The organism is Rhodoplanes roseus (assembly GCF_003258865.1).
GTDB classification, from domain to species: domain Bacteria; phylum Pseudomonadota; class Alphaproteobacteria; order Rhizobiales; family Xanthobacteraceae; genus Rhodoplanes; species Rhodoplanes roseus.
Genome location: NZ_NPEX01000003.1, coordinates 36,269 through 55,148, shown reverse-complemented (window position 1 = coordinate 55,148; position 18,880 = coordinate 36,269). Strand labels below are relative to the sequence as shown.

At 70.0% G+C, this 18,880-nt stretch carries 18 protein-coding genes; 14 read left to right on the top strand and 4 right to left on the bottom strand.

The genetic code is table 11. The annotated features are described in order from the left end of the window. The first annotated feature begins 45 nt into the window (after positions 1–45). The 3 genes from CH341_RS00995 to CH341_RS00985 all read left to right on the top strand — a co-directional run bounded on the left by CH341_RS00995 (position 46) and on the right by CH341_RS00985 (position 4,322). On the top strand, positions 46–1,248 hold the full coding sequence (locus tag CH341_RS00995) for an amidohydrolase family protein (protein WP_111417169.1): 1,203 nt from the start codon (positions 46–48) through the stop codon (positions 1,246–1,248). A 145-nt stretch (positions 1,249–1,393) separates the two neighbouring features. Beyond that, positions 1,394–2,887 carry a pyridoxal-phosphate dependent enzyme gene (locus CH341_RS00990; RefSeq protein WP_111417168.1) on the top strand — a complete coding sequence of 498 codons (1,494 nt, stop codon included), beginning with the start codon at positions 1,394–1,396 and terminating at the stop codon, positions 2,885–2,887. A gap of 148 nt (positions 2,888–3,035) precedes the next feature. Continuing rightward, complete coding sequence (locus CH341_RS00985) at positions 3,036–4,322, top strand: pyridoxal-phosphate dependent enzyme (RefSeq protein WP_170149407.1); 1,287 nt, start codon at positions 3,036–3,038, stop codon at positions 4,320–4,322. On the opposite strand, the gene CH341_RS00980 is transcribed toward CH341_RS00985, so the two are convergent. The 4 genes from CH341_RS00980 to CH341_RS00965 form a co-directional block, all read right to left on the bottom strand. Further along, positions 4,291–5,154, bottom strand: a complete 864-nt coding sequence (locus CH341_RS00980) for an NAD-dependent epimerase/dehydratase family protein (protein WP_210208141.1) — start codon at positions 5,152–5,154, stop codon at positions 4,291–4,293. The two genes, CH341_RS00985 and CH341_RS00980, sit on opposite strands and share 32 nt — an antisense overlap. A gap of 1 nt (position 5,155) precedes the next feature. Then, positions 5,156–6,028, bottom strand: coding sequence for a glycosyltransferase family 2 protein (locus CH341_RS00975; RefSeq protein WP_210208140.1), 873 nt, complete (start codon positions 6,026–6,028; stop codon positions 5,156–5,158). Positions 6,029–6,133: 105 nt separating this feature from the next. Beyond that, entirely contained in the window at positions 6,134–6,982 is an 849-nt protein-coding gene (locus tag CH341_RS00970; protein ID WP_146604334.1) for a glycosyltransferase family 2 protein, read from the bottom strand. 156 nt (positions 6,983–7,138) lie between these two features. After that, positions 7,139–7,924 (bottom strand): FadR/GntR family transcriptional regulator, encoded by a 786-nt coding sequence (locus CH341_RS00965; protein WP_111417164.1) that lies wholly within the window; start codon positions 7,922–7,924, stop codon positions 7,139–7,141. A 249-nt stretch (positions 7,925–8,173) separates the two neighbouring features. Between CH341_RS00965 and CH341_RS00960 the strand changes: the two genes are divergently transcribed. The 11 genes from CH341_RS00960 to CH341_RS00910 form a co-directional block, all read left to right on the top strand. Then, positions 8,174–9,322: a cupin domain-containing protein gene (locus tag CH341_RS00960; RefSeq protein ID WP_111417163.1), complete on the top strand. Its 1,149-nt coding sequence runs from the start codon at positions 8,174–8,176 to the stop codon at positions 9,320–9,322. Between the two features lie 77 nt (positions 9,323–9,399). Beyond that, a complete protein-coding gene (locus tag CH341_RS00955) occupies positions 9,400–10,527 on the top strand; it encodes an LVIVD repeat-containing protein (protein WP_111417162.1) in 1,128 nt (375 codons plus the stop codon). A 10-nt stretch (positions 10,528–10,537) separates the two neighbouring features. Continuing rightward, positions 10,538–10,933, top strand: coding sequence for a RidA family protein (locus CH341_RS00950; protein WP_111417161.1), 396 nt, complete (start codon positions 10,538–10,540; stop codon positions 10,931–10,933). A gap of 69 nt (positions 10,934–11,002) precedes the next feature. Continuing rightward, positions 11,003–11,845, top strand: a complete 843-nt coding sequence (locus CH341_RS00945; protein WP_245430804.1) for an ABC transporter ATP-binding protein — start codon at positions 11,003–11,005, stop codon at positions 11,843–11,845. Next, positions 11,842–12,681 (top strand): ABC transporter permease, encoded by an 840-nt coding sequence (locus tag CH341_RS00940; protein WP_111417160.1) that lies wholly within the window; start codon positions 11,842–11,844, stop codon positions 12,679–12,681. The genes CH341_RS00945 and CH341_RS00940 overlap by 4 nt, the downstream gene beginning before the upstream one ends. A gap of 23 nt (positions 12,682–12,704) precedes the next feature. After that, a complete protein-coding gene (locus CH341_RS00935) occupies positions 12,705–13,736 on the top strand; it encodes an ABC transporter substrate-binding protein (RefSeq protein WP_111417159.1) in 1,032 nt (343 codons plus the stop codon). A 16-nt stretch (positions 13,737–13,752) separates the two neighbouring features. Next, the gene (locus CH341_RS00930) at positions 13,753–14,382 is read left to right on the top strand and encodes a glutathione S-transferase family protein (RefSeq protein ID WP_111417187.1); all 630 of its coding nucleotides are present in this window, start codon (positions 13,753–13,755) and stop codon (positions 14,380–14,382) included. Positions 14,383–14,401: 19 nt separating this feature from the next. After that, a complete protein-coding gene (locus CH341_RS00925; protein WP_111417158.1) occupies positions 14,402–14,953 on the top strand; it encodes a TRAP transporter small permease in 552 nt (183 codons plus the stop codon). Further along, on the top strand, positions 14,950–16,218 hold the full coding sequence (locus tag CH341_RS00920; RefSeq protein WP_111417157.1) for a TRAP transporter large permease: 1,269 nt from the start codon (positions 14,950–14,952) through the stop codon (positions 16,216–16,218). The genes CH341_RS00925 and CH341_RS00920 overlap by 4 nt, the downstream gene beginning before the upstream one ends. Before the next feature lie 16 nt (positions 16,219–16,234). Continuing rightward, positions 16,235–17,263 (top strand): TRAP transporter substrate-binding protein, encoded by a 1,029-nt coding sequence (locus CH341_RS00915; protein WP_111417156.1) that lies wholly within the window; start codon positions 16,235–16,237, stop codon positions 17,261–17,263. A 16-nt stretch (positions 17,264–17,279) separates the two neighbouring features. Further along, a partial coding sequence (locus tag CH341_RS00910; protein WP_111417186.1) for a GMC family oxidoreductase occupies positions 17,280–18,880 on the top strand: 1,601 nt, incomplete at its 3' end.

Genomic DNA, 18,880 nt, shown 5'->3' with positions numbered 1-18,880 from the left:
GGTTCGGCGCTGCGCGCCGCCCCGGAATGACCGGAGTGTGAACCGATGCCGTCTTCTTCGCTCCTCGTCGGCCCCGACAAGAACGGCCGCAGCGTCGCCATCGTCGACGGGGTCGTGGTGCGTGACGCGCCGGCGGATGCGCCGGTGCTGTCCTGTGCGGACGGCGAGATCGTTCCCGGCAATGTCTGCGCCCACACCCATGTCTACAGTGCGCTGGCGCCCTACGGCATGCCGGCGCCCACGCCAGCGCCAGAGAACTTCATCCAGATTCTCGAGCGGGTTTGGTGGCGGCTCGACCGTGCCATCGACGCCGAGACGCTTCGCGCCGGCGCTCGCGACTACGTCGCCAAGGCGCTGCTCGCCGGCACCACGACGCTGGTCGACCACCACGAATCGCCGAACCTGATCGAAGGCTCGCTGGCCGTCCTGGGCGACGTCTGCGCCGAGCTCGGCATTCGCGCCGTGCTGTGCTTCGGCGCGACCGAGCGCAATTTCGGCCGCGACGAGGCTGTTCGTGGGCTCGCCGAGAACCGCACCATCGAACCGTCGCCGATCCTGCGCGGCATGGTCGGCCTGCATGCGAGCTTCACGGCCTCGGACGAGACCATCGCCGCGGCCGGCGACCTCGCCCGCGCGCTCGGCACCGCCGTGCACGTCCATGTCGCCGAGGACGTGTCGGATGTGGAGGACGCGAAGCGGCGCGGCTTCGACGGGCCGCTGGAGCGGCTGATCGCGCTGGGCGCGCTGGTGCCGGGCTCGATCCTCGCTCACGGCGTGCATCTCGACGCCGCGCAGGTGCGGCTCGCCGCCCGCAACGGTGCCTGGTTCGTGCAGAACCCACGCTCCAACGAAGGCAACAGGGTGGGCTATGCCGGCCACCTGTCGCAGGTCTCGACCGTGGCGCTCGGCGTCGACGGCTGGGCCCCGGACATGGCCGAGGAGCAGGCCGCGCTGGCGCGTCTCGCGGAGCAGTACGGCGATGCGCCCGTCGCTGGCCCGCAGGCTGCGAAAAGGCTGGCAGCCGGCCACGCCTTGATGGCGGAGCGTTTCGGTCTGCATCCCGAGCCGCTGGCGGTCGGTGCCGCCGGCGATCTGGTGGTACGGCGCGAGGGCGCGGTCGAGCACGTCGTCGTCGCAGGACGCCCGGTTGTGCTCGACCGTCATCTCGTCGGCGGCGACCCGGACACCTTCACGGCAACGGCCCGCGCCGAGGCGGCGCGCCTGTGGGATCGGATGGCCAATGTATGATAAGGACGGGCCGGCAATGGCTCATTCGGCCCCGCGGTGACCTCGGGGCATCCCCCGCTCTCCTGAACCCGCATCGCCGGCATCTCGGACCGAGGGCCGATCACAGCGGGTCGCACACGACCAACTCATCTGACGGAAGGACATCATGGCGCGGCTTGGACTCGAGCGTACGGTGGTCGACACCGAGGTCTATGCGCGGACGAACGCCCGCTTCGGCGAAGCGAACGTGGTGCTGCCGACGATCGCCGAGCTGGCGAACCCGACCACCATCGATGCGGCGACCCGCGGCAAGCTGAAGGACGTCGATCCCGACTCGCCGCACCCGCTGAACCTGTTCCGGGTGCACTGGTGGAACGACGCGACGCGCCGCGATCTCGTCGACGTGCCCGGCTATGTCGAGCTGCCGAGCGAGCTGACCGGCGTGAAGGCCCGCATCGTGCTGGCGACCGGCGACCGCTTCCCGATGATCGCCGCCCACAAGGTGCTGGCCGCCTATGGCTGCCTGGTGCCGCGCGTCGTCACCGGCCAGTTCGATCCGACGCATCACCGCGCCATTTGGCCGTCGACCGGCAACTACTGCCGCGGCGGTGTCGCCATCTCGCGCATCCTCGGCTGCCGCGGCGTCGCGGTGCTGCCCGAGAACATGAGCAAGGAGCGGTTCGACTGGCTCGACCGCTGGGTCACGGATCCGTCCGACATCGTGCGGACGCCGGGCTCGGAGAGCAACGTCAAGGAAATCTACGACACCTGCGCGGCGCTCGATCGCGATCCCGACAACATCATCTTCAATCAGTTCTGCGAGTTCGGGAACTACGTCGTCCACCGCACCTGCACGGGGGCCGCGCTGGCGAAGGTCTACGAGACCCTCGCGAAGGGGAAGAAGGGCGCCAGGCTCGCGGCCTATGTCTCGGCGACTGGCTCGGCCGGCACGCTAGCGGCCGGCGATCATCTGAAGGCCACGTACGGCACCAAGATCGTCGCGGTCGAGGCGGAGGAGTGCCCGACGCTGCTCTACAACGGCTTCGGCGAGCACAACATCCAAGGCATCGGCGACAAGCACGTCCCGTTCATCCACAATGTGATGAACACCGACATGGTGGTCGGCGTCAGCGATCATTCGACCGACACGCTGTTCGTGCTGTTCAACACCGACGAGGGCCGCAAGTATCTGGTCGAGCGCCGCGGCCTCGATCCGGCCCTGGTGGCGCAGCTTCCGCATCTCGGCCTGTCGGGCCTGTGCAACATGCTGGCCGCCGTCAAGGCGGCGAAGTACTGGGATCTCGGCCCCGACGACGTGATCGTGACGGTGGCGACCGACGGCTCGGCCATGTACGGCAGCGAAATCGTCAAGGCGATGCCGAAGTATTTCGGCAACCGCTTCGATCAGGTCGCGGCCGGCGAGACGTTCGGCCGCGCGCTCGCCGGCATCGGCACCGATCACGTGATCGAGCTCACCCATGTCGACCGCAAGCGCATTTTCAATCTCGGCTACTTCACCTGGGTGGAGCAGCAGGGCGTGACGCTCGACGAGTTCACGGTGCGGGCCAAGCAGTCGTTCTGGGACGGCCTCCTGGAGATGGTCCCGGCCTGGGACGAGATGATCCGCGCCTTCAACGCCAAGAGCGGCGCGGGGAAGTAGTACACCTGGTCATTCCGGGACGGCGCGCGTAGCGCCGGACCCGGAATCCAGCCACGTACTCGGAAATAGTCACTGGATTCCGGGTTCGCACCTTCGGTGCGCCCCGGAATGACGTGGCATCCTCGACTGCTTCATCATGAGTCACGACGTGAACGTTCCCCACTTCGTCTGTCACGGCTGCGGCGCGCGCGTCGCGATCGACGTGACGCTGCCGTTCGGCTGCCCGAACGCGGTCGACGGCGACGACGTCGATCATCTGCTCCTTCCCGACGATGGCGACGCCGTCTTCGCGATCGGCGGCGAGGACGATCCGTTTCTCCGGTATCGCGCGATGCTGTCGCCGTACCGGCTGGCGCGGGCGGCGGGCCTCTCCGACGGGGCGTGGGCCGACATCGTCGGCGCGCTGGACGAAAAGCTGATCGCGGTCGACGGTCGCGGGTTTCGTGTCACGCCGATGGGCGCCCAGCCCGCGCTGGCGCGAGCGATCGGCCTGGCGGGCCCGCTCTACGCGAAGGACGAGACCAACAACGTCTCGGGCTCGCACAAGGCGCGCCATCTGATGGGCGTGATGCTGTATCTGCGCGTGCTCGAAGCGGCGCGGCTTCCCCTCGCCGACGGGCTGCGCGGGCGAAAGCTCGCCATCGCGTCCTGCGGCAACGCGGCGCTCGCCGCCGCCGTGGTGGCGCGCGCCGCCGCGTGGCCGCTCGACGTGTTCATTCCGCCCGATGCCAGCCCGGCCGTGGTCGCGCGCCTGAAAAATCTCGGGGCGAGCATCACGGTGTGCGACCGAAAGCCCGGCGAGACCGGCGACCCCTGCGTCACGGCGTTCCGGGCCGCGGTGCGGGCCGGCGCGCTGCCGTTCGGCGTGCAGGGGCCGGACAACGGCCTCGCCATCGAGGGGGGCCGCACGCTCGGCTTCGAGATCGCCGAGGCGCTGGCGGCAGCCGGCAGCGATCCCGGCACGCTCTACGTCCAGGTCGGCGGCGGCGCGCTCGCCAGCGCGCTGGCGCAGGGACTGGCGCTCGCCGTGGCGGCCGGGCGGCTCACGAGAATGCCGCGCCTCGTCGCGGTGCAGACCGAGGGCTGCGCGCCGCTCGCCCGCGCCTACGGCAAGGCGGCGGAGGCCGATCTCGCGGCGGCCGTCCGGCATCGCGGCGCCTACATGTGGGCGTGGGAGACGGTGCCGCACAGCCTCGCCCACGGCATCCTCGACGACGAGACCTACGACTGGCTGGAGATTCTCAAGGGCGTGCGCGCCAGCGGCGGCAGCGTCGTGGTCGCCGACGAGCCGGCGGTGGCGCGCGCCTACGAGGCCGCGGCGACGCACACGACCGTGAAAGCCTCGGCGACCGGCACGGCCGGCCTCGCCGGTCTGCTGGCCGGGCCGCTCCCGGCCGGGCCCGTCACGGTGCTGCTGTCCGGGATCGATCGCTGACCCCGGATCGGAAATCCTCGACGCCCGGGCGAAATCCCCGCGCGGAAAATTCGAAGTCGCGGGCTGCTGCGGCGGTGTCGAACACCAGGTCGCGGGTCATCCGCTCGGCCATGCCGACCGACCAGTCGGCGCGGCCGGGCAGCAGGCGCACCAGCGCGACGCCGGCCCGGAACACCGGCAGCGGCACCGCGACGATCCGCGGTTTTCTGCCGAGCGCCGCGAACACCCGCGCGACCATCTCGCGATAAGCTAAAACCTCGCCGCCCGCGATGGCGTAGGTGCGGCCGGCCGCGGCGGGCGCCGCGAGGGCGCGAACGCACGCGTCGGCGACGTCGTCGGCATGGATGGGCTGGCGGCGGCCGGCCGCCTCGCCGAGCACCGGAAAGACGCCGAAGCGCCGCACCATCGCGGCGATGCGGCTCACATTGCCGTCGCGGCCGTAGCCCCAGATCAGCGTCGGCCGCAGGATCGTCCAGGCGATGCCGTGCTGCTCCGCCCAGGCGATCAGGCGCTCCTCGCCGGTGGCGAGCCGCGCCGCTACGGCCTGCTCGCGCGCGTCCTCGGCCGTCGCCTTGGTCAGCACGCTGGTCGAGGAGAGCGCGACGATGCGGCGCGCGCCGTGCGCCTCGAGGCTCGGAAACAGGTCCGGCAGGCCCCAGATCGGCGCCAGGCTGATCCAGTCCGGCACCGCGACGGGCGTCCCGGCGGCGGGCGGATCGCGGCGCGACACCTTGATCACGGGGCGGTCGGCGCGCAGACGCGGAAGCAGGCCGTGGGCCACCAGGCTCGCCGCTCCGACGATGCCGACCGGCGCGCCCATGGTGGCGACCATGTCAGCGCCCGCGCGTCACGGCCCGCACCGCCGCGACCACGGCGAACCGCAGCCAGATGCCGGCCAGCACCAGCGCCATCAGCGGCGCCGGATAGGTCTCGCGGAAGAACTTTCGATAGAACAGCACCATGCCGCGATGCTTGTGCCACTCGGTGGCGATCGGCCGGGACCGGCTGCTGACGCCCTTCTGATGCACGACCCGGGCCTCCGGCGTGAACAGGATGGGAAAGCCGCCGCGCCGGAACCGCATGCACCAGTCGAGATCCTCGCAGTGCAGGAAGTAGCGTTCGTCCATCAGGCCGACGCGGCGCAGCGCATCGCGCCGCACCATCATGCAGGCGCCCGAGATCGCCTCGACCGCGATCGGCTGTGCGGGCAGCGGCTCGCGGTGCAGGCCGTAATCCGTGAAGGCCGGGACGACACGGGAGAACCGTGCCAGCCCGAGCGTGCGCACCAGCGAGCGCCACGGCGTCGGCACGGCGCGGCGTCCGCCGGCCTGCTCCGAGCCGTCCGGGTTGAGCAGCAGCGGCCCGCTCATGCCGGCATCGGGGTGCTCGATCAGCACCGCGATCAGCCGCTCGATGGCGCCGGGCATCGGGCGGCAGTCCGGATTGAGCAGCAGGACGAAGTCGGCCGAGGCGTGCCCGAGCCCGACATTGCAGGCCGTGGCGAAACCGAGATTCACGGCGTTGCGGATCACGTCGAGGCGCGAGCCCGGGCCGCTGCGCGGCAGGCCCGCGAGGCTGTCGTCCGTCGAGCCGTTGTCGACCACCACGACGCGGGCCACGGCACAGGAGGCCAGCACGGCGTCGATGGTATCCCTCAGAAATCCGCCGGCATTGTAGTTGACGACGATGACGTCGCAGGACGGCACGATGGCCTCTTCGGTCGCGTGGCCCGCGGGGGTGACGTCGGCTCCATAGGGTCCGGCCCGATCGATGTCAACCGAGCGACACCGATGTATCCGAAATCCTGAATTTTACGAAAGTCGCCTGGAATCGCGCACCGCGCGGGCGGTGAGCGCCAGCCGGCGCACGCGCTGCGGCGCGAACAGCAGATGCAGCGCGACCATGGCCGCGGTGCGCCGCATGTCGGCGATACGCCACGCCCAGCCGACTCCGGGCCGCCGCCACAGTGCGACGCTGTTGCGGACGAGATGATAGGTCCGCTCCGGCGGATAGTGCGCGATGCGTGGCGCCAGCGTGCCGAACGGGCCCGGGAACGGGCCGCAACCGAGCGCGTGGGCGAGCCGCGCATCGGCGACGCCGCGCAGCGTCCAGCCCGCGGCGCGGGCCCGCAGGCACCATTCGGTGTCGACGTGATCGATGAACAGCCTCTCGTCGAAGTCGCCGATCCGCGCGGCGGCGGCGAGCCCGACCAGGGTTCCGGACGACAGCAGGAAGTCGACCGGCACGACGCTGCCCGGCGGTGGCCGGCAGCGGCGCACGCCGATGCGGCCGAGCTGGACGAAGTGCCCGTCGCGGCCGCTCGTCCGGTCGCGCCACAGCGGCCCTGCTGCCGCGACCTTCTCGCCAGGAGTCCCGTCGAAGGCGGCGCGGAGAAACGCCACCATGCCGGGCGCCGGCACGCTGTCCTGGTCGAGCAGCAGGAGATGGGTCGCGTCGTGCTCCGCGGCCCAGCGCAGCGCGAGATTGTAGGCGGCGCCGAGGCCGAGATTGCGCGGCGGCACCACCACCTCGGCACCGGCCGGGAGCGGGCCCGGCGGCGCGTGGCCGTCGTTGGCGACGACCAGCACGCGGGCGACCTGCGGCGCGACCGCGTCGAGCACGGACTGCAGCAGAGCGGGATCGGGATGGTGGCAGACCACGACGGCGCGGCAGCCTTGCGCAGGCGGGGCGTCGGCCCGGGGCTCGGCGTCCGCCGATCGCCGGCCGACCGACCGCGGGTCGTCCGATCGTTCGCCGTTCGATCGTTCGCCGTCTCGCATCGCCCTCACCGGACCCGCGAGACCGGCGACGAGTCGTCAGTCGCCGAGCGCGGCGCGCGGGAATGCGTATTCGATGAGCCGCTGCTGGATCGTCGTCAAGTGCGCCCGCATGGCGTCCTCGGCGAGCGCCGCGTTGCGGGCCGAGATCGCGCTGGCGATGCGGCGATGCGCGGCGGCGTAGACGGCCTGGTTGTTGATGCAGTGCGCGGTCTCGCGGCCGTGCCGCCAGCTTCCGTCGGCGGCCGTCTCCATCACGGCCTCGAAGATCGCGATCAGCAGCGGATTGCGGGTCGCGGCGGCGACGCGCCGGTGAAACGCTGCGTCGGCCTTCTCGTAGGAGGTCGGGTCGGCGGCGACGCGACTCGCCTCCGCCGCCTCGAACAGCTTGTCGATGTCGCCCGGCGTGGCGCGCAGCGCGGCGAGCCGCGCCTGCATCGGCTCGATGGCGAGCCGCGCCTCCAGCGTGTCGACCGGATTGGTGAGCTTGGAGAGCTCGCGCACCAGCTCCGATGCGCTCGGCCGCGCCTCCGCGACGAAGGTGCCGCGGCCCTGCTGGCGGATGATGCGGCCTTCCGCCTCCAGCGTTCCCAGCGCCTGGCGGACGGCTCGACGGCTGACGCCGAGCTCGTCGGCGAGATTGCGCTCGGGCGGCAGGCGTCCGTCGACGCCGAACCGCTCGGACCCGATCAGATCACGAAGACGCTGCAGTGCGACATGGGCGGAGTCGAGACTGTCGTCGTCGGTCGCGATCAGGCCCGGGCTCAACGCGAGCGCGTTGTGGCCGGCGCCGCGTCGCGTTCTCACCTCGCCGAGGCTGCTCATATTGTTTGCTCCTTGCCCGGGGCCGGTGCACCGGCTGCTGCCCGCGACGGCGCCGTCTGCGACGTCCGTCGTTCCGTCGCGCCGAATTCGACCGAGAATTCAGGTGCCGACGACATCGTGTGCAATGCATATCACGTCGAGCCGGACCAATAAAGCAGATTGGTGCCAAACGGACCCGTTGACGAGGGAACCTTTGCTGCTAGCCTTCGGATCATTGGTCCGCCGACCCATCCCCGATGGAGGACATCCATGTCGACGAACGTGCACCGTCTCCCCAACCGCGATACGGCCCTGAAGGCGCTCTACGACGAGATCGGCGCCAAGAACATGTTTCCGTTCTGGGCGACGTCGGCCGACGTCCAGAACGACGAGATCAAGCAGCTGATGGCGACCTCGCGGGCGGTGCCATTCCTGTGGCGATGCGCCGAGGACATCGAACCAATCCTCAACAAGGCCGTCGAATTGGTCACGATGGACGACTCCGAGCGCCGCTCGCTCGTGCTGGTCAATCCGGGTCTGGCGCCGAAGCGCGCCACCGTCAGCACCATGTACACGGCCTATCGGCTCAACGACGCCGACGAGATCATGCCGCCCCACAAGCACTCGCCGAGCGCGGTGCGGTTCGGCCTCAAGGGCAAGGGCAACTTCACCGGCGTCGACGGCGAGAACATCGTGTTCGGCCCGGGCGACCTGGTGCTGACGCCGAACGACACCTGGCACAATCACGGCACGGTCGGCGGCGAGCAGGCCCTGAACCTGTCGGTGCTCGACTTCCCGCTGGTCGAGACGCTCAACGCGGTGCACTTCGATCATCACTACGCCGAGGAGGTGGACGGCGTGATGGTGCCGATGAAGCAGCAGTCGGAGCGCTTCCCGGCCGACTACTCGCAGCGCATCTACGGCTACGGCGGCTTGATGCCGCGCTTCGCCAGCAAGCAGAGCCGCGGCGCCGGCTTCTCCTCGCCGATGTTCGTCTATCGCTGGGACATGATGCGCGAGCTGCTCGAGCGCCACAAGGACTGGGAGGGCGACGCCCACGAGGCGCTGATGGTCGAGTACATCGATCCGACCTCGGGCCAGCCGGTGTTCAAGACCATCACGTTCTTCGTGCAGATGCTGCGCCCGGGCGAGAGCACGTTGCCGCTGCGGCAGACCGCCAACCTCCTGGTCGCGCCGTTCGAGGGCACCGGCCACTCGATCGTCGACGGCCAGCGCTTCGACTGGAACGCCTTCGACACGCTCGCGGTGCCGGGCGGCTCCTGGTGCCAGCACGTCAACGCCTCGGACAAGGACCCGGTGTTCCTGTTCGTCGCCAGCGACGAGCCGACCCAGAAGAAGCTCGACCTCTACCGCAAGTGGGGCAAGACCAAGGACGACGCCGTGGTGCGTCTCGTCTGACCTCGTCGTGATCTCGGCGCGACGCCGCGCGTTGCGCGGCGCCGCACCCCCGTGCCGAAACCGCGAACGAGGCTCCCTTGCTGTCACACGCCAACACGACGCTCGTCTCCCATTTCGACTGCCCCGGCGGCGGGCAGGTCTGGGTCGAAGGCTCCACGATGTATGTGGGCCATCAGCGACCGACGAGCGGGACCACCATCGTCGACGTCTCCGATCCGTCGGCGCCGCGCCATCTCGCGACCATCGAGGTGCCGGACGGCTGGCACTCCCACAAGGTGCGGGTCGCCGGCGACGTCATGGTCGTCAACATGGAGCGGTTCGGCAAGTCGGCGCCGGACCAGGTCGGCGGCGGGCTGCGCATCTACGACGTGTCGCGCCCGCGCACGCCGAAGCTGATCTCCGCCTGGGACACCATGGGCGGCGGCGTCCACCGCTTCGACTTCGACGGCCGCTACGCCTACATCTCGCCGACCGTGCAGGGCTACGTCGGCAACATCGTGATGATCCTGGATCTGATCGATCCGGCGAAGCCGACCGAGGTCGGCCGCTGGTGGATCCCGGGCCAGTGGACGGCGGGCGGCGAGGAGTACCCTTGGGCCGACTGGGTGCCGCCGCGCTGCCATCATCCGCTCCGCTACGGCGACCGGCTCTATGTGAGCTACTGGCACCACGGCTTCTTCATTCTCGACATCTCCGACATGTCGAAGCCGACGCTGGTCTCGCACGCCAACACCAGCCCGTCGTTCCCGCACCCGACCCACACCTGCCTGCGGTTTCCCCAAAAACTGCACGGCCGCGACATCATGGTGGTGGCCGACGAGGACGTCGCCAAGCTGTGGCCGGCGGCGCCGAGCTTCGCCTGGGTCTACGACATCACCAACGAGCGGCTGCCGACCCCGATCGCCACGTTCCAGGTGCCGGGGCTCGACACCGACGGGCGGCCGCAGCCACCGATGACCGGCTGCCACCAGCCGTCCGAGCGCTTCGTCGGCACCGTCGTGCCGTTCGCCTGGTTCGCCCAGGGGCTCCGCCTCGTCGATTTCGCCGATCCGTTCCGGCCGCGCGAGGTCGGGCACTATCTTCCCGAGCCGGCGCCGGGCGCCGACCGGCCCTCGTCCAACGACGTGACGATCGATTCCCGCGGCCTCGTCTATCTGGTCGACCGCGTGAACGGAGTCGACATCATCGAAACGACCGCCTTCTGAGGACGCCGCGATGACCGATACGACCGCCAAGCCCGACGTCTACGCCATCGGCAAGAAGAACCCGAACCTGCCGTTTCATCCCGCCGTACGGGCGGGCGACTTCATCTTCGTCTCCGGCCAGGTCGCCAAGGACGCGAACGGCAACATGCTGGCCGGCACCATCGAGGAGGAGACGGCCGGCACCATCGAGTCGATCCGCCGCATCCTGGCCGAGGAGGGCGCGACGCTCGCCGATGTCGTGCGGGTCACGACCTATCTCGAGGACACCCGCGACTTCGGACGTTACAACAAGGTGTTCGGCGAGAAGTTCAAGGACGCCGTGCTGGCCCGCACCACGGTCGAGGCGCGCGCCGTCATCAACACCAAGATCGAGATGGACGCCATCGCCTACAAGCCGCGCCGCTGAGGCGCGGCCCCGGTGCCACGCGCCCCGGCGCGCGAGAAGACGACCCGCAGCCAACCGTCGAGTGAAGCCGTGCTGTCCATCGCCCCCGCCCCGACCCTCGCCGAGACCGCGCCGCTGGCCGTCGCCCCGGCCCACATCACGGCGCGCGGCGTCAGCGTCGACTTCGCGCACGACGGCATGGTCCAGCGGGTGCTCAGCGGCATCGACATCGACGTGCCGCGCGGCAGCTTCGTCTCGCTGATCGGCCCCTCGGGCTGCGGCAAGAGCACGCTTCTGAAGGTGATGGCCGGCCTGCTGACACCGAGCGAGGGCGACGTGACGGTCGCCGGCCTCGCGCCCGGCGAGGCGGCGAAGCGCCACATGATCGGCCTCGTCTTCCAGGAGGCGACGCTGCTGCCGTGGAAGACGGCGCTGGAGAACGCGGCCTTCCTGCTCACCGTCGGTGGCCGCGCGACGCCGAAGGACGTGGCGCTCGACAAGGCGAACGAGATGCTGCGCCTGGTCAAGCTCGAGGGCGCGGCCAGGAAGCTGCCGTCGCAGCTCTCCGGCGGCATGCGCCAGCGCGTCGCCATCGCCCGCGCGCTCGCGCTCGATCCCGAGGTGCTGCTGATGGACGAGCCGTTCGGCGCCCTCGACGCCATCACGCGCGAGGAGATGAGCCGCGGCCTGCTCGACATCTGGGAGCGCACCGGCAAGACCATCGTGCTGGTCACCCATTCGATCGACGAGGCGGTCTTCCTGTCGCGCGACGTGCACGTGATGGCGACCGGCCCGGCCCGCATCATCGAGACGCTGCCGATCGAGCTGCCGGCGCATCGCGACGAGGACACGTTCAACCTGCCCGCGTTCGGCGAGGCGGAGGCGCATCTGCGCCGCCTGCTGATCCAGGGCCATGCGGGAGAGCGCGCATGACGGCGATCGACCAGGCCACGCTCCGTCCCCGTGCGGTGGCCCGCGGCGCGCTGTTGCGCCGGGTCCGCAAGGCGGCCTCCGACATTCTGCCGCCGCTGGCGCTGCTGCTCGCCGTGCTGGCCGGCTGGGAGCTGGCGATCCGGCTCCTGAAGGTCTCCTCCTTCGTGCTGCCGGCGCCCTCGGCCATCGCCGGCGCGCTCATCGCCAAGCAGGGCATGCTGCTCCAGGCGGCCCGCGTCACCGCGGTGGAGATCGCCTGGGGTTTCGTCCTGTCCGCCGTGGTCGGCGTCGGCGTGGCGCTCGCCATCGTGCGGTTCGAGCGGTTCGGCCGCGCGCTCTATCCGCTGGTGGTGCTGTTCCAGACCGTGCCCAAGGTGGCGCTGGCGCCGATCTTCATCCTGTGGTTCGGCTACGATCTCGCGCCCAAGGTGGTGCTGATCGTCGTCATCGCGTTCTTTCCGGTGGCGATCGACATGATGCACGGGCTGCAGTCGGTCGAGCCCGGCTTCATCGCGCTGATGCGCTCGGTCGGCGCCAAGCGCGGCGAGATCCTGCGCCGCGTCCAGATTCCCTATTCGCTGCCGCATCTGATGGCCGGCCTCAAGGTCGCCGTCACGCTGAGCGTCATCGGCGCCATCGTGGGCGAGTTCGCCGGCGCCTCGGAGGGGCTCGGCTACGTCATCCAGCTCTCCTCGACGCAGCTCGACACGGCGCTCGTCTTCGCCGCGCTGGTCGCCGTCTCGGTGCTGGGCCTCGCCTTCTATTACGCGCTGGAGTTCGCCGAGCGGCTGCTGGTGCCGTGGGCGCCGAAATACGACCCGCTGCACCGTAGCTGATCGATCTTCCCCGGAGACGAACCATGACGCTTCAGAGGTGGACTCGCGTGGCCTGCGCGGCCGTGACGATCACGGCGCTGACCGGGGCGGCGCCCCGGCCGGCGGCCGCCGCCGACGCCGTGACGGTGCAGCTCGACTGGGTGGTCCGCGGCAACCACGCGATGTTCTTCGTCGCCAAGGAGAAGGGCTACTTCGCCAAGCGCGGCATCGAGGTGACGGCGATCCGCCGCGGCACCGGCTCGGCCACCACCATGCGGATGGTCGGCAACGGCAATGCCGAGTTCGGCTTCGGCGACCTGCCGACGCTGGCCATCGCGCGCTCGCAGGACGTGCCCGTCGTGGCGCTCGCCGCCGTCAACCAGAAGAGCCCGATGGCGATGATCTCGATCGCCGCCAAGCACAAGCTGACCAAGCCGCAGGACCTCAAGGGCCTGACGCTCTCGGTGCAGCCGACCGGCTCGACCGCGATCTTCACGGGCGCCTTCTTCGCCGCCAACGGTCTCGCCGAAACTGACGTGAAGCGCGCCACCGTGTCGCCGCCCTACGAGCAGTATCTGCTGCTCGGCCGCGTCGACGTGGTGCCGGGCTATATCGACGCCGAGGTGCCGGAGCTCGAGGCGCATGCCGGCGGACCCGGCTCGCTGTCGATCCTGCTCGGCGCCGACTGGGGCTACGACGTGTACGGTTCCGGCCTCCTCACCTCCGAGAAGGTGATCGCCGAGAAGCCCGACCTCGTGCAGCGCTTCGTCGACGCCTATCTGGAGGCGTTCAAGTCGGTGGTGGAGAATCCCGCCGAGGCGGTCGACATCGTCGTCAAGCTCAATCCGGAATACGCCGACAAGCGCGAGGTTCTGCTCAAGCAGATCAATGCCGACATGATGTCGTCGTTCTTCAGCGACGACACCAAGGCCAACGGCATCGGCGCGATGCGCCAGGAGGCCTGGGAGGCGACCACCAAGACGCTGCTCTCCCAGGGCGCCATGAAGAAACCCATCGATGTCTCGGCGGCCTTCGCCGGACGATTCGTCAAGGCGGCGAACGCGCTGCGACGCTGAACTGGAGGACATGATCATGCTGAGACTGCTCGGACGCAGCACGTCGGGGAACGTGCAGAAGGTGGTGTTCCTGCTCGAGGAGGTCGGCCTCGCTTACGTCCGCGAGGACTACGGCCGCCAGTTCGGCAACACGACGACCGACGCCTACCGCAAGCTCAATCCCAACAGCAAGGTTCCGACCCTGGTCGACGGCGACGTGGTGATCTGGGAGTCGAACACCATCCTGCGCTATCTCGCCGCCCTGCACGCGCCGTCGCTGACCGGCGCCACGCCGGCCGAGAAGACCGAGGTCGAGCGCTGGATGGACTGGCTGCTCGCCACCGTGAACACTGCCTATGTGGCGGTGTTCAAGGACGCCAAGAAGCCGGCCGAGGAGCGCAGCGCCGATTTCGCCACGCAAGTGGCCGACCTGGTCGCCGCGATGAAGATCCTCGACGCCCATCTGGCCGCCCGCGACTTCGTCGCGCTCGGGCGCTTCACGCTCGCCGACGTCGCGCTCGGCCCGATCATGGCCCGCTGCCTCGGCTTCCCGATCGAGCGGCCGGAGTTTCCGGCCCTGACCAAGTGGCAGGCGTCGATCGCCGCCCGTCCCGCCTTCGCGGTGGCGACCGGGGCGAAGCCGAGCTCGCTGGTGAGCGCGGCCTGACGAACCGGGGAGTGGCACCGTGGCGGACGACACCGTGATGCTGACCGATCGCGACGCGCCGCCCACCGTGCCGTTCGCCGCCGTGCTGGCCCGTGGCGTCGCCCACACGGGGCGCGTCATACTCGGGCTGGTGTTGCTCGGCATGGTCGCGCTCAACGTGGCCAATGCCATCGGCCGCTACGCCGTCGGCGCCGTGTTCATCGGCGCCGACGAGCTCCTGGTCTTCGCCATGGTGTGGATGGTGATGATCGGTATCCTGTTCGTCACCGCCGACCGCTCCCACATCGCGCTCGACTTCCTGCCGTTGCGGGCCTCGATCCGCGGCAAGCTGGTGCTCGGCATCCTCCACCACACTATCATCGCGCTCGGTGCCGGCTATGTCGCGATGCAGTCCTGGAGCTTCGTCGGGCGGGTCGCGTCGGCCGGCCAGACCAGCATGGCGATGGGCCTGCCGATGACCATCCCGCACACGGCGCTGCTGGTCGGCTTCGGCGGCACCGCCCTCATCGCCGTCGCGCTGGTCGTCGCCGACGCGACCGAGCTGCTCCGCCGCGAAGGGTTCGGCCGATGATCTGGACGCTCGGGGTCGTTCCGCTCGTCCTGCTGGCGCTCGGGACGCCGATCTTCGCGCTGTTCCTGGTCGGGGCGGCGCTCAGCTTCACCACGGTGCTCACCGTGCCGCCGATCGCCATCCATCAGGTGATCTTCGGCGGCATGGAGAACTACGCGCTGCTCGCCGTGCCGTTCTTCATCTTCGCCGGCGAGCTGATGGGCCGCGCCGGCATCGCCGACAAGCTGATCGCCTGGGTGCTGGCGCTGGTCGGCCGGGTGCCGGGCGGCCTCGGCGTCGCCACCGTCGGGGCCTGCACGCTGATCGGCGCCATCTCGGGCGCCTCGACCGCCACGGTCGCGGTGATCGGCCGCTCGCTCTATCCCGGCCTCGCCCGCGACTACGGGCCGCGCTTCGCCGCCGGCCTGGTCAGCACCTCGGGCTCGATCGACATCGTCATCCCGCCCAGCATCGCGATGATCCTGTACGGCGCGGCGGCGGAGGAATCGATCCCGCGGCTGTTCGCCGGCGGCGTGCTGCCCGGCCTGCTGATCGCCGGCATGATGTGCGTCTACGTGATCGCCGCCAGCACGCGGCTGTCGCAGAGCGAGCGGGTCGGCTTCGAGCTCGGCCGCTTCCTGCGCACCACCCGCGACGCGTTCCCGGCCCTGATGATGCCGGTCGTGATCCTCGCCGGCATCTATTTCGGCTGGTCGTCGCCGACCGAGGCGGGCGGCTTCGCCTGCGTCTACGGCATCCTGGTCGGCCGCTTCGTCTATCGGCAGATGTCGTGGGCCGACGTGCTCGACTGCGCCACCCGCTCGGCCATGCTGACGGCGCAGATCCTGATCGTCGTCGCCGCCGCGGCGGTGTTCGCCTGGCTGCTGACGATCAACGGCGCACCGCGCGTGCTGACCGAGGGTCTCGCGGCGCTCGACCTGCCCCCGTGGGGCTTCCTGATGGCTGTCAACGTGCTGCTGCTGATCGTCGGCTGCTTCCTCGACCCGACCTCGGCCATCGTCGTGCTCACCCCGCTGCTGGTGCCGCTGGTGAAGCATCTCGGCATCGACACGGTGCATTTCGGCATCATCATGACCGTGAACGTCGCCATCGGCATGTTCACGCCGCCGTTCGGGCTCAATCTGTTCGTCGCCCGCTCGGTGCTCGGAGTGCCGCTGGAGACACTCTATCGCGGCGTCGTGCCGTTCGCCCTGGTGCAGGTGGCGGCACTGCTCATCATCACCTACTGGCCGCCCCTCACCCTCCTTCTCGCTCGCGCGATCTAGCCCCCGGAGAACCTCCATGATCTCGTCACGCGTGCCGCTCCACCGTCGTGCCGTGCTCGCCGCCGCCGTGTCGCTCGCCGTCGCCGCGGCGGCGCCGCGACCGGCCGCCGCCCAGACCGTGATGAAGCTCGCCAACGCCACCATCAACGACGTCCAGCACGAGTGGCAGAAGCTGTTCATCGTGGCGCTGCAGAAGCGCATCGGCGACAAGGTGAAGGCCGAGATCTATCCGGCGAGCCAGCTCGGCGCCATCCCGCGCATGGCCGAGGGCGTGTCGCTCGGCACCATCGAGTCGTTCATCACCCCGACCTCCTTCGTCACCACGCTCGATCCGCGCTTCCAGATCTTCGACGTGCCCGGACTGTTCGTCTCTCCCGAGCACGTCCATGCCGTGATCCACGATCCGGCCTATCGCGACCATCTCGAGACCATGTTCGTGAACCGCGGCCTGCGGGTGATCGGCGCCATCTACAACAGCCCGACCCTGGTGCTGTTCAAGAAGCCGGCCCCGACGCTCGATGCGATGAAGGGCATGAAGGTGCGCACCTTCGCGTCGCCGCTGCAGATCGAGCCGATGAAGTCGATCGGGACGATTCCGGTGCCGCTGGCGCTGTCCGAGGTGATCCCGCAGCTTCAGTCGGGCGGCATCGACGGCGTGCTGGCCGGCATGCCGATCCTCACCGCCTTCAAGTATTACGACGTCGCAAAATACGTCACCGACCTCAACTTCGCGCACATCGTGTCGGTCAATCTGGTCAACGAGGCGTGGTTCCAGGCGCAGCCCAAGGACGTGCAGGAGGCGATCCGGGCGGCCGGCCGCGAGGCCGAGCAGCAGGCGTTCGGCTGGGGCGTCGACAACGTCAAGAAGGCGAACGCCGTGTGGCTGGAGAACAAGGGCGAGATCCTCAAGCTGCCCGAGCAGGAGCAGCTCAAGATGATGCAGGGCTTCGTCGCGCTCGGCACCAAGATCGTCGAGCAGAACCCCGCCGCCAAGGCCGAGTTCGCCAAGCTCAAGGCGGTCGTCGACGCCAAGGCGCCGAAGTGAAGCCGAGGCGGATCCGATGACCACGCGAAGCTTCGACTACGTGATCGTCGGGGCCGGATCGGCGGGCTGCACGCTCGCCGCCCGGCTCACCGAGGATCCGGACGTGCGCGTGCTGCTGCTCGAAGCCGGCGGCTGGGATCGCGATCCGCTCGTCCACCTGCCGCTCGGCTGGGGCCGCATCCTGCAGAAGCGCCTGCACGACTGGGGCTACGAGACCGAGCCCGATCCCGGCACCGGCAATCGCGCCATCGAATGCATGCGCGGCAAGATCCTCGGCGGCTCGTCCTCGGTCAACGCGATGGCCTATGTGCGCGGCCACCGCAGCGACTACGACCGCTGGGCCGGCGACGGCGCGGCCGGCTGGTCCTATGCCGATGCGCTCCCCTATTTTCGCAAGCAGGAGAGCTGGGAGGAGGGGGCGAGCGAGTATCGCGGCGGCGACGGGCCGGTGGCGACGCAGCGCTCTCGCTATGCCGACCCGCTGATCGACGCCTATGTGGCGGCCGCCGAGGAGGCCGGGCTGCCCTACAATCCGGACTACAACGGCGCCGAGCAGTTCGGCATCGCCCGCATGCAGAAGACGGTGCGCAAGGGCCGGCGCGCCAGCACGTCGGCGGCGTATCTGCGCCCCGTGCTGTCGCGGCCGAACCTGTCGCTGCGCGTCCATGCGCTCGTCCATCGCGTCGTGATCGAGGGCGGTCGCGCCGTCGGCGTGACCTTCGCGGCGGACGGCGCGATCGAGACCGTGCGGGCGGAGCGCGAGGTGATCCTCAGCGGCGGCTCGATCAACTCGCCGCAACTGCTGATGCTGTCCGGAATCGGCGATCCCGATGCGCTGGCGGCGCTCGGCATCGGCGTCACAGCGGCGCGGCCGGCGGTCGGCAAGAACCTGCAGGATCACGTCGCCGCGCTGGTCATGTACGGCCGCCGCACGCCCGGTCCGGTGCACCACTACATGCGGATGGATCGCCTCGCGCTGGCGATCGCGCAGGGCTATGTGCTCGGCACCGGCTTCGCCTCCGATCTGCCGGGCGGCCTCACCGCCTTCGCCAAGACGGATCCGGCGCTCGCCGTGCCGGACACCCAGATGCTGTTCATCGCAGGCCCGCTCGGCGCCGCGCCGTATTGGCCGGGGCAGACAGGCTTCGCCGACACCTATTCGTGCCGCATCGTGCTGCTGCGGCCGGAGAGCCGCGGCGAGATCGCGCTGCGATCGGCCGATCCGGCAGCGCATCCGCTGATCCGTCAGCGCCTGCTCGCCACCGACAAGGACTGGACGACGCTGAAGCGCGCCGTCGACGTGTTCCGCGACATCGGCCGGCGTTCGCCGCTGGCGCCGTTCACGACCGGCGAGATCGGCCCGCTGGCGGCGGCCGGCGCGGGCGAGTTCGAGCGCGTGGTGCGCGGCACCGCGGTCACGGCGCACCATCCGTGCGGCACCTGCCGCATGGGCGCGGCCGACGATCCGCGCGCCGTGGTCGATCCCGAGCTGCGGGTGATCGGGGTCGACGGCCTGCGCGTGATCGACGCGTCGGTGTTTCCGGATCTGGTCGGCGGCAACATCAACGGCCCGGTGATCATGATCGCGGAGCGCGCCGCCGACCTGATCCGCGTCCG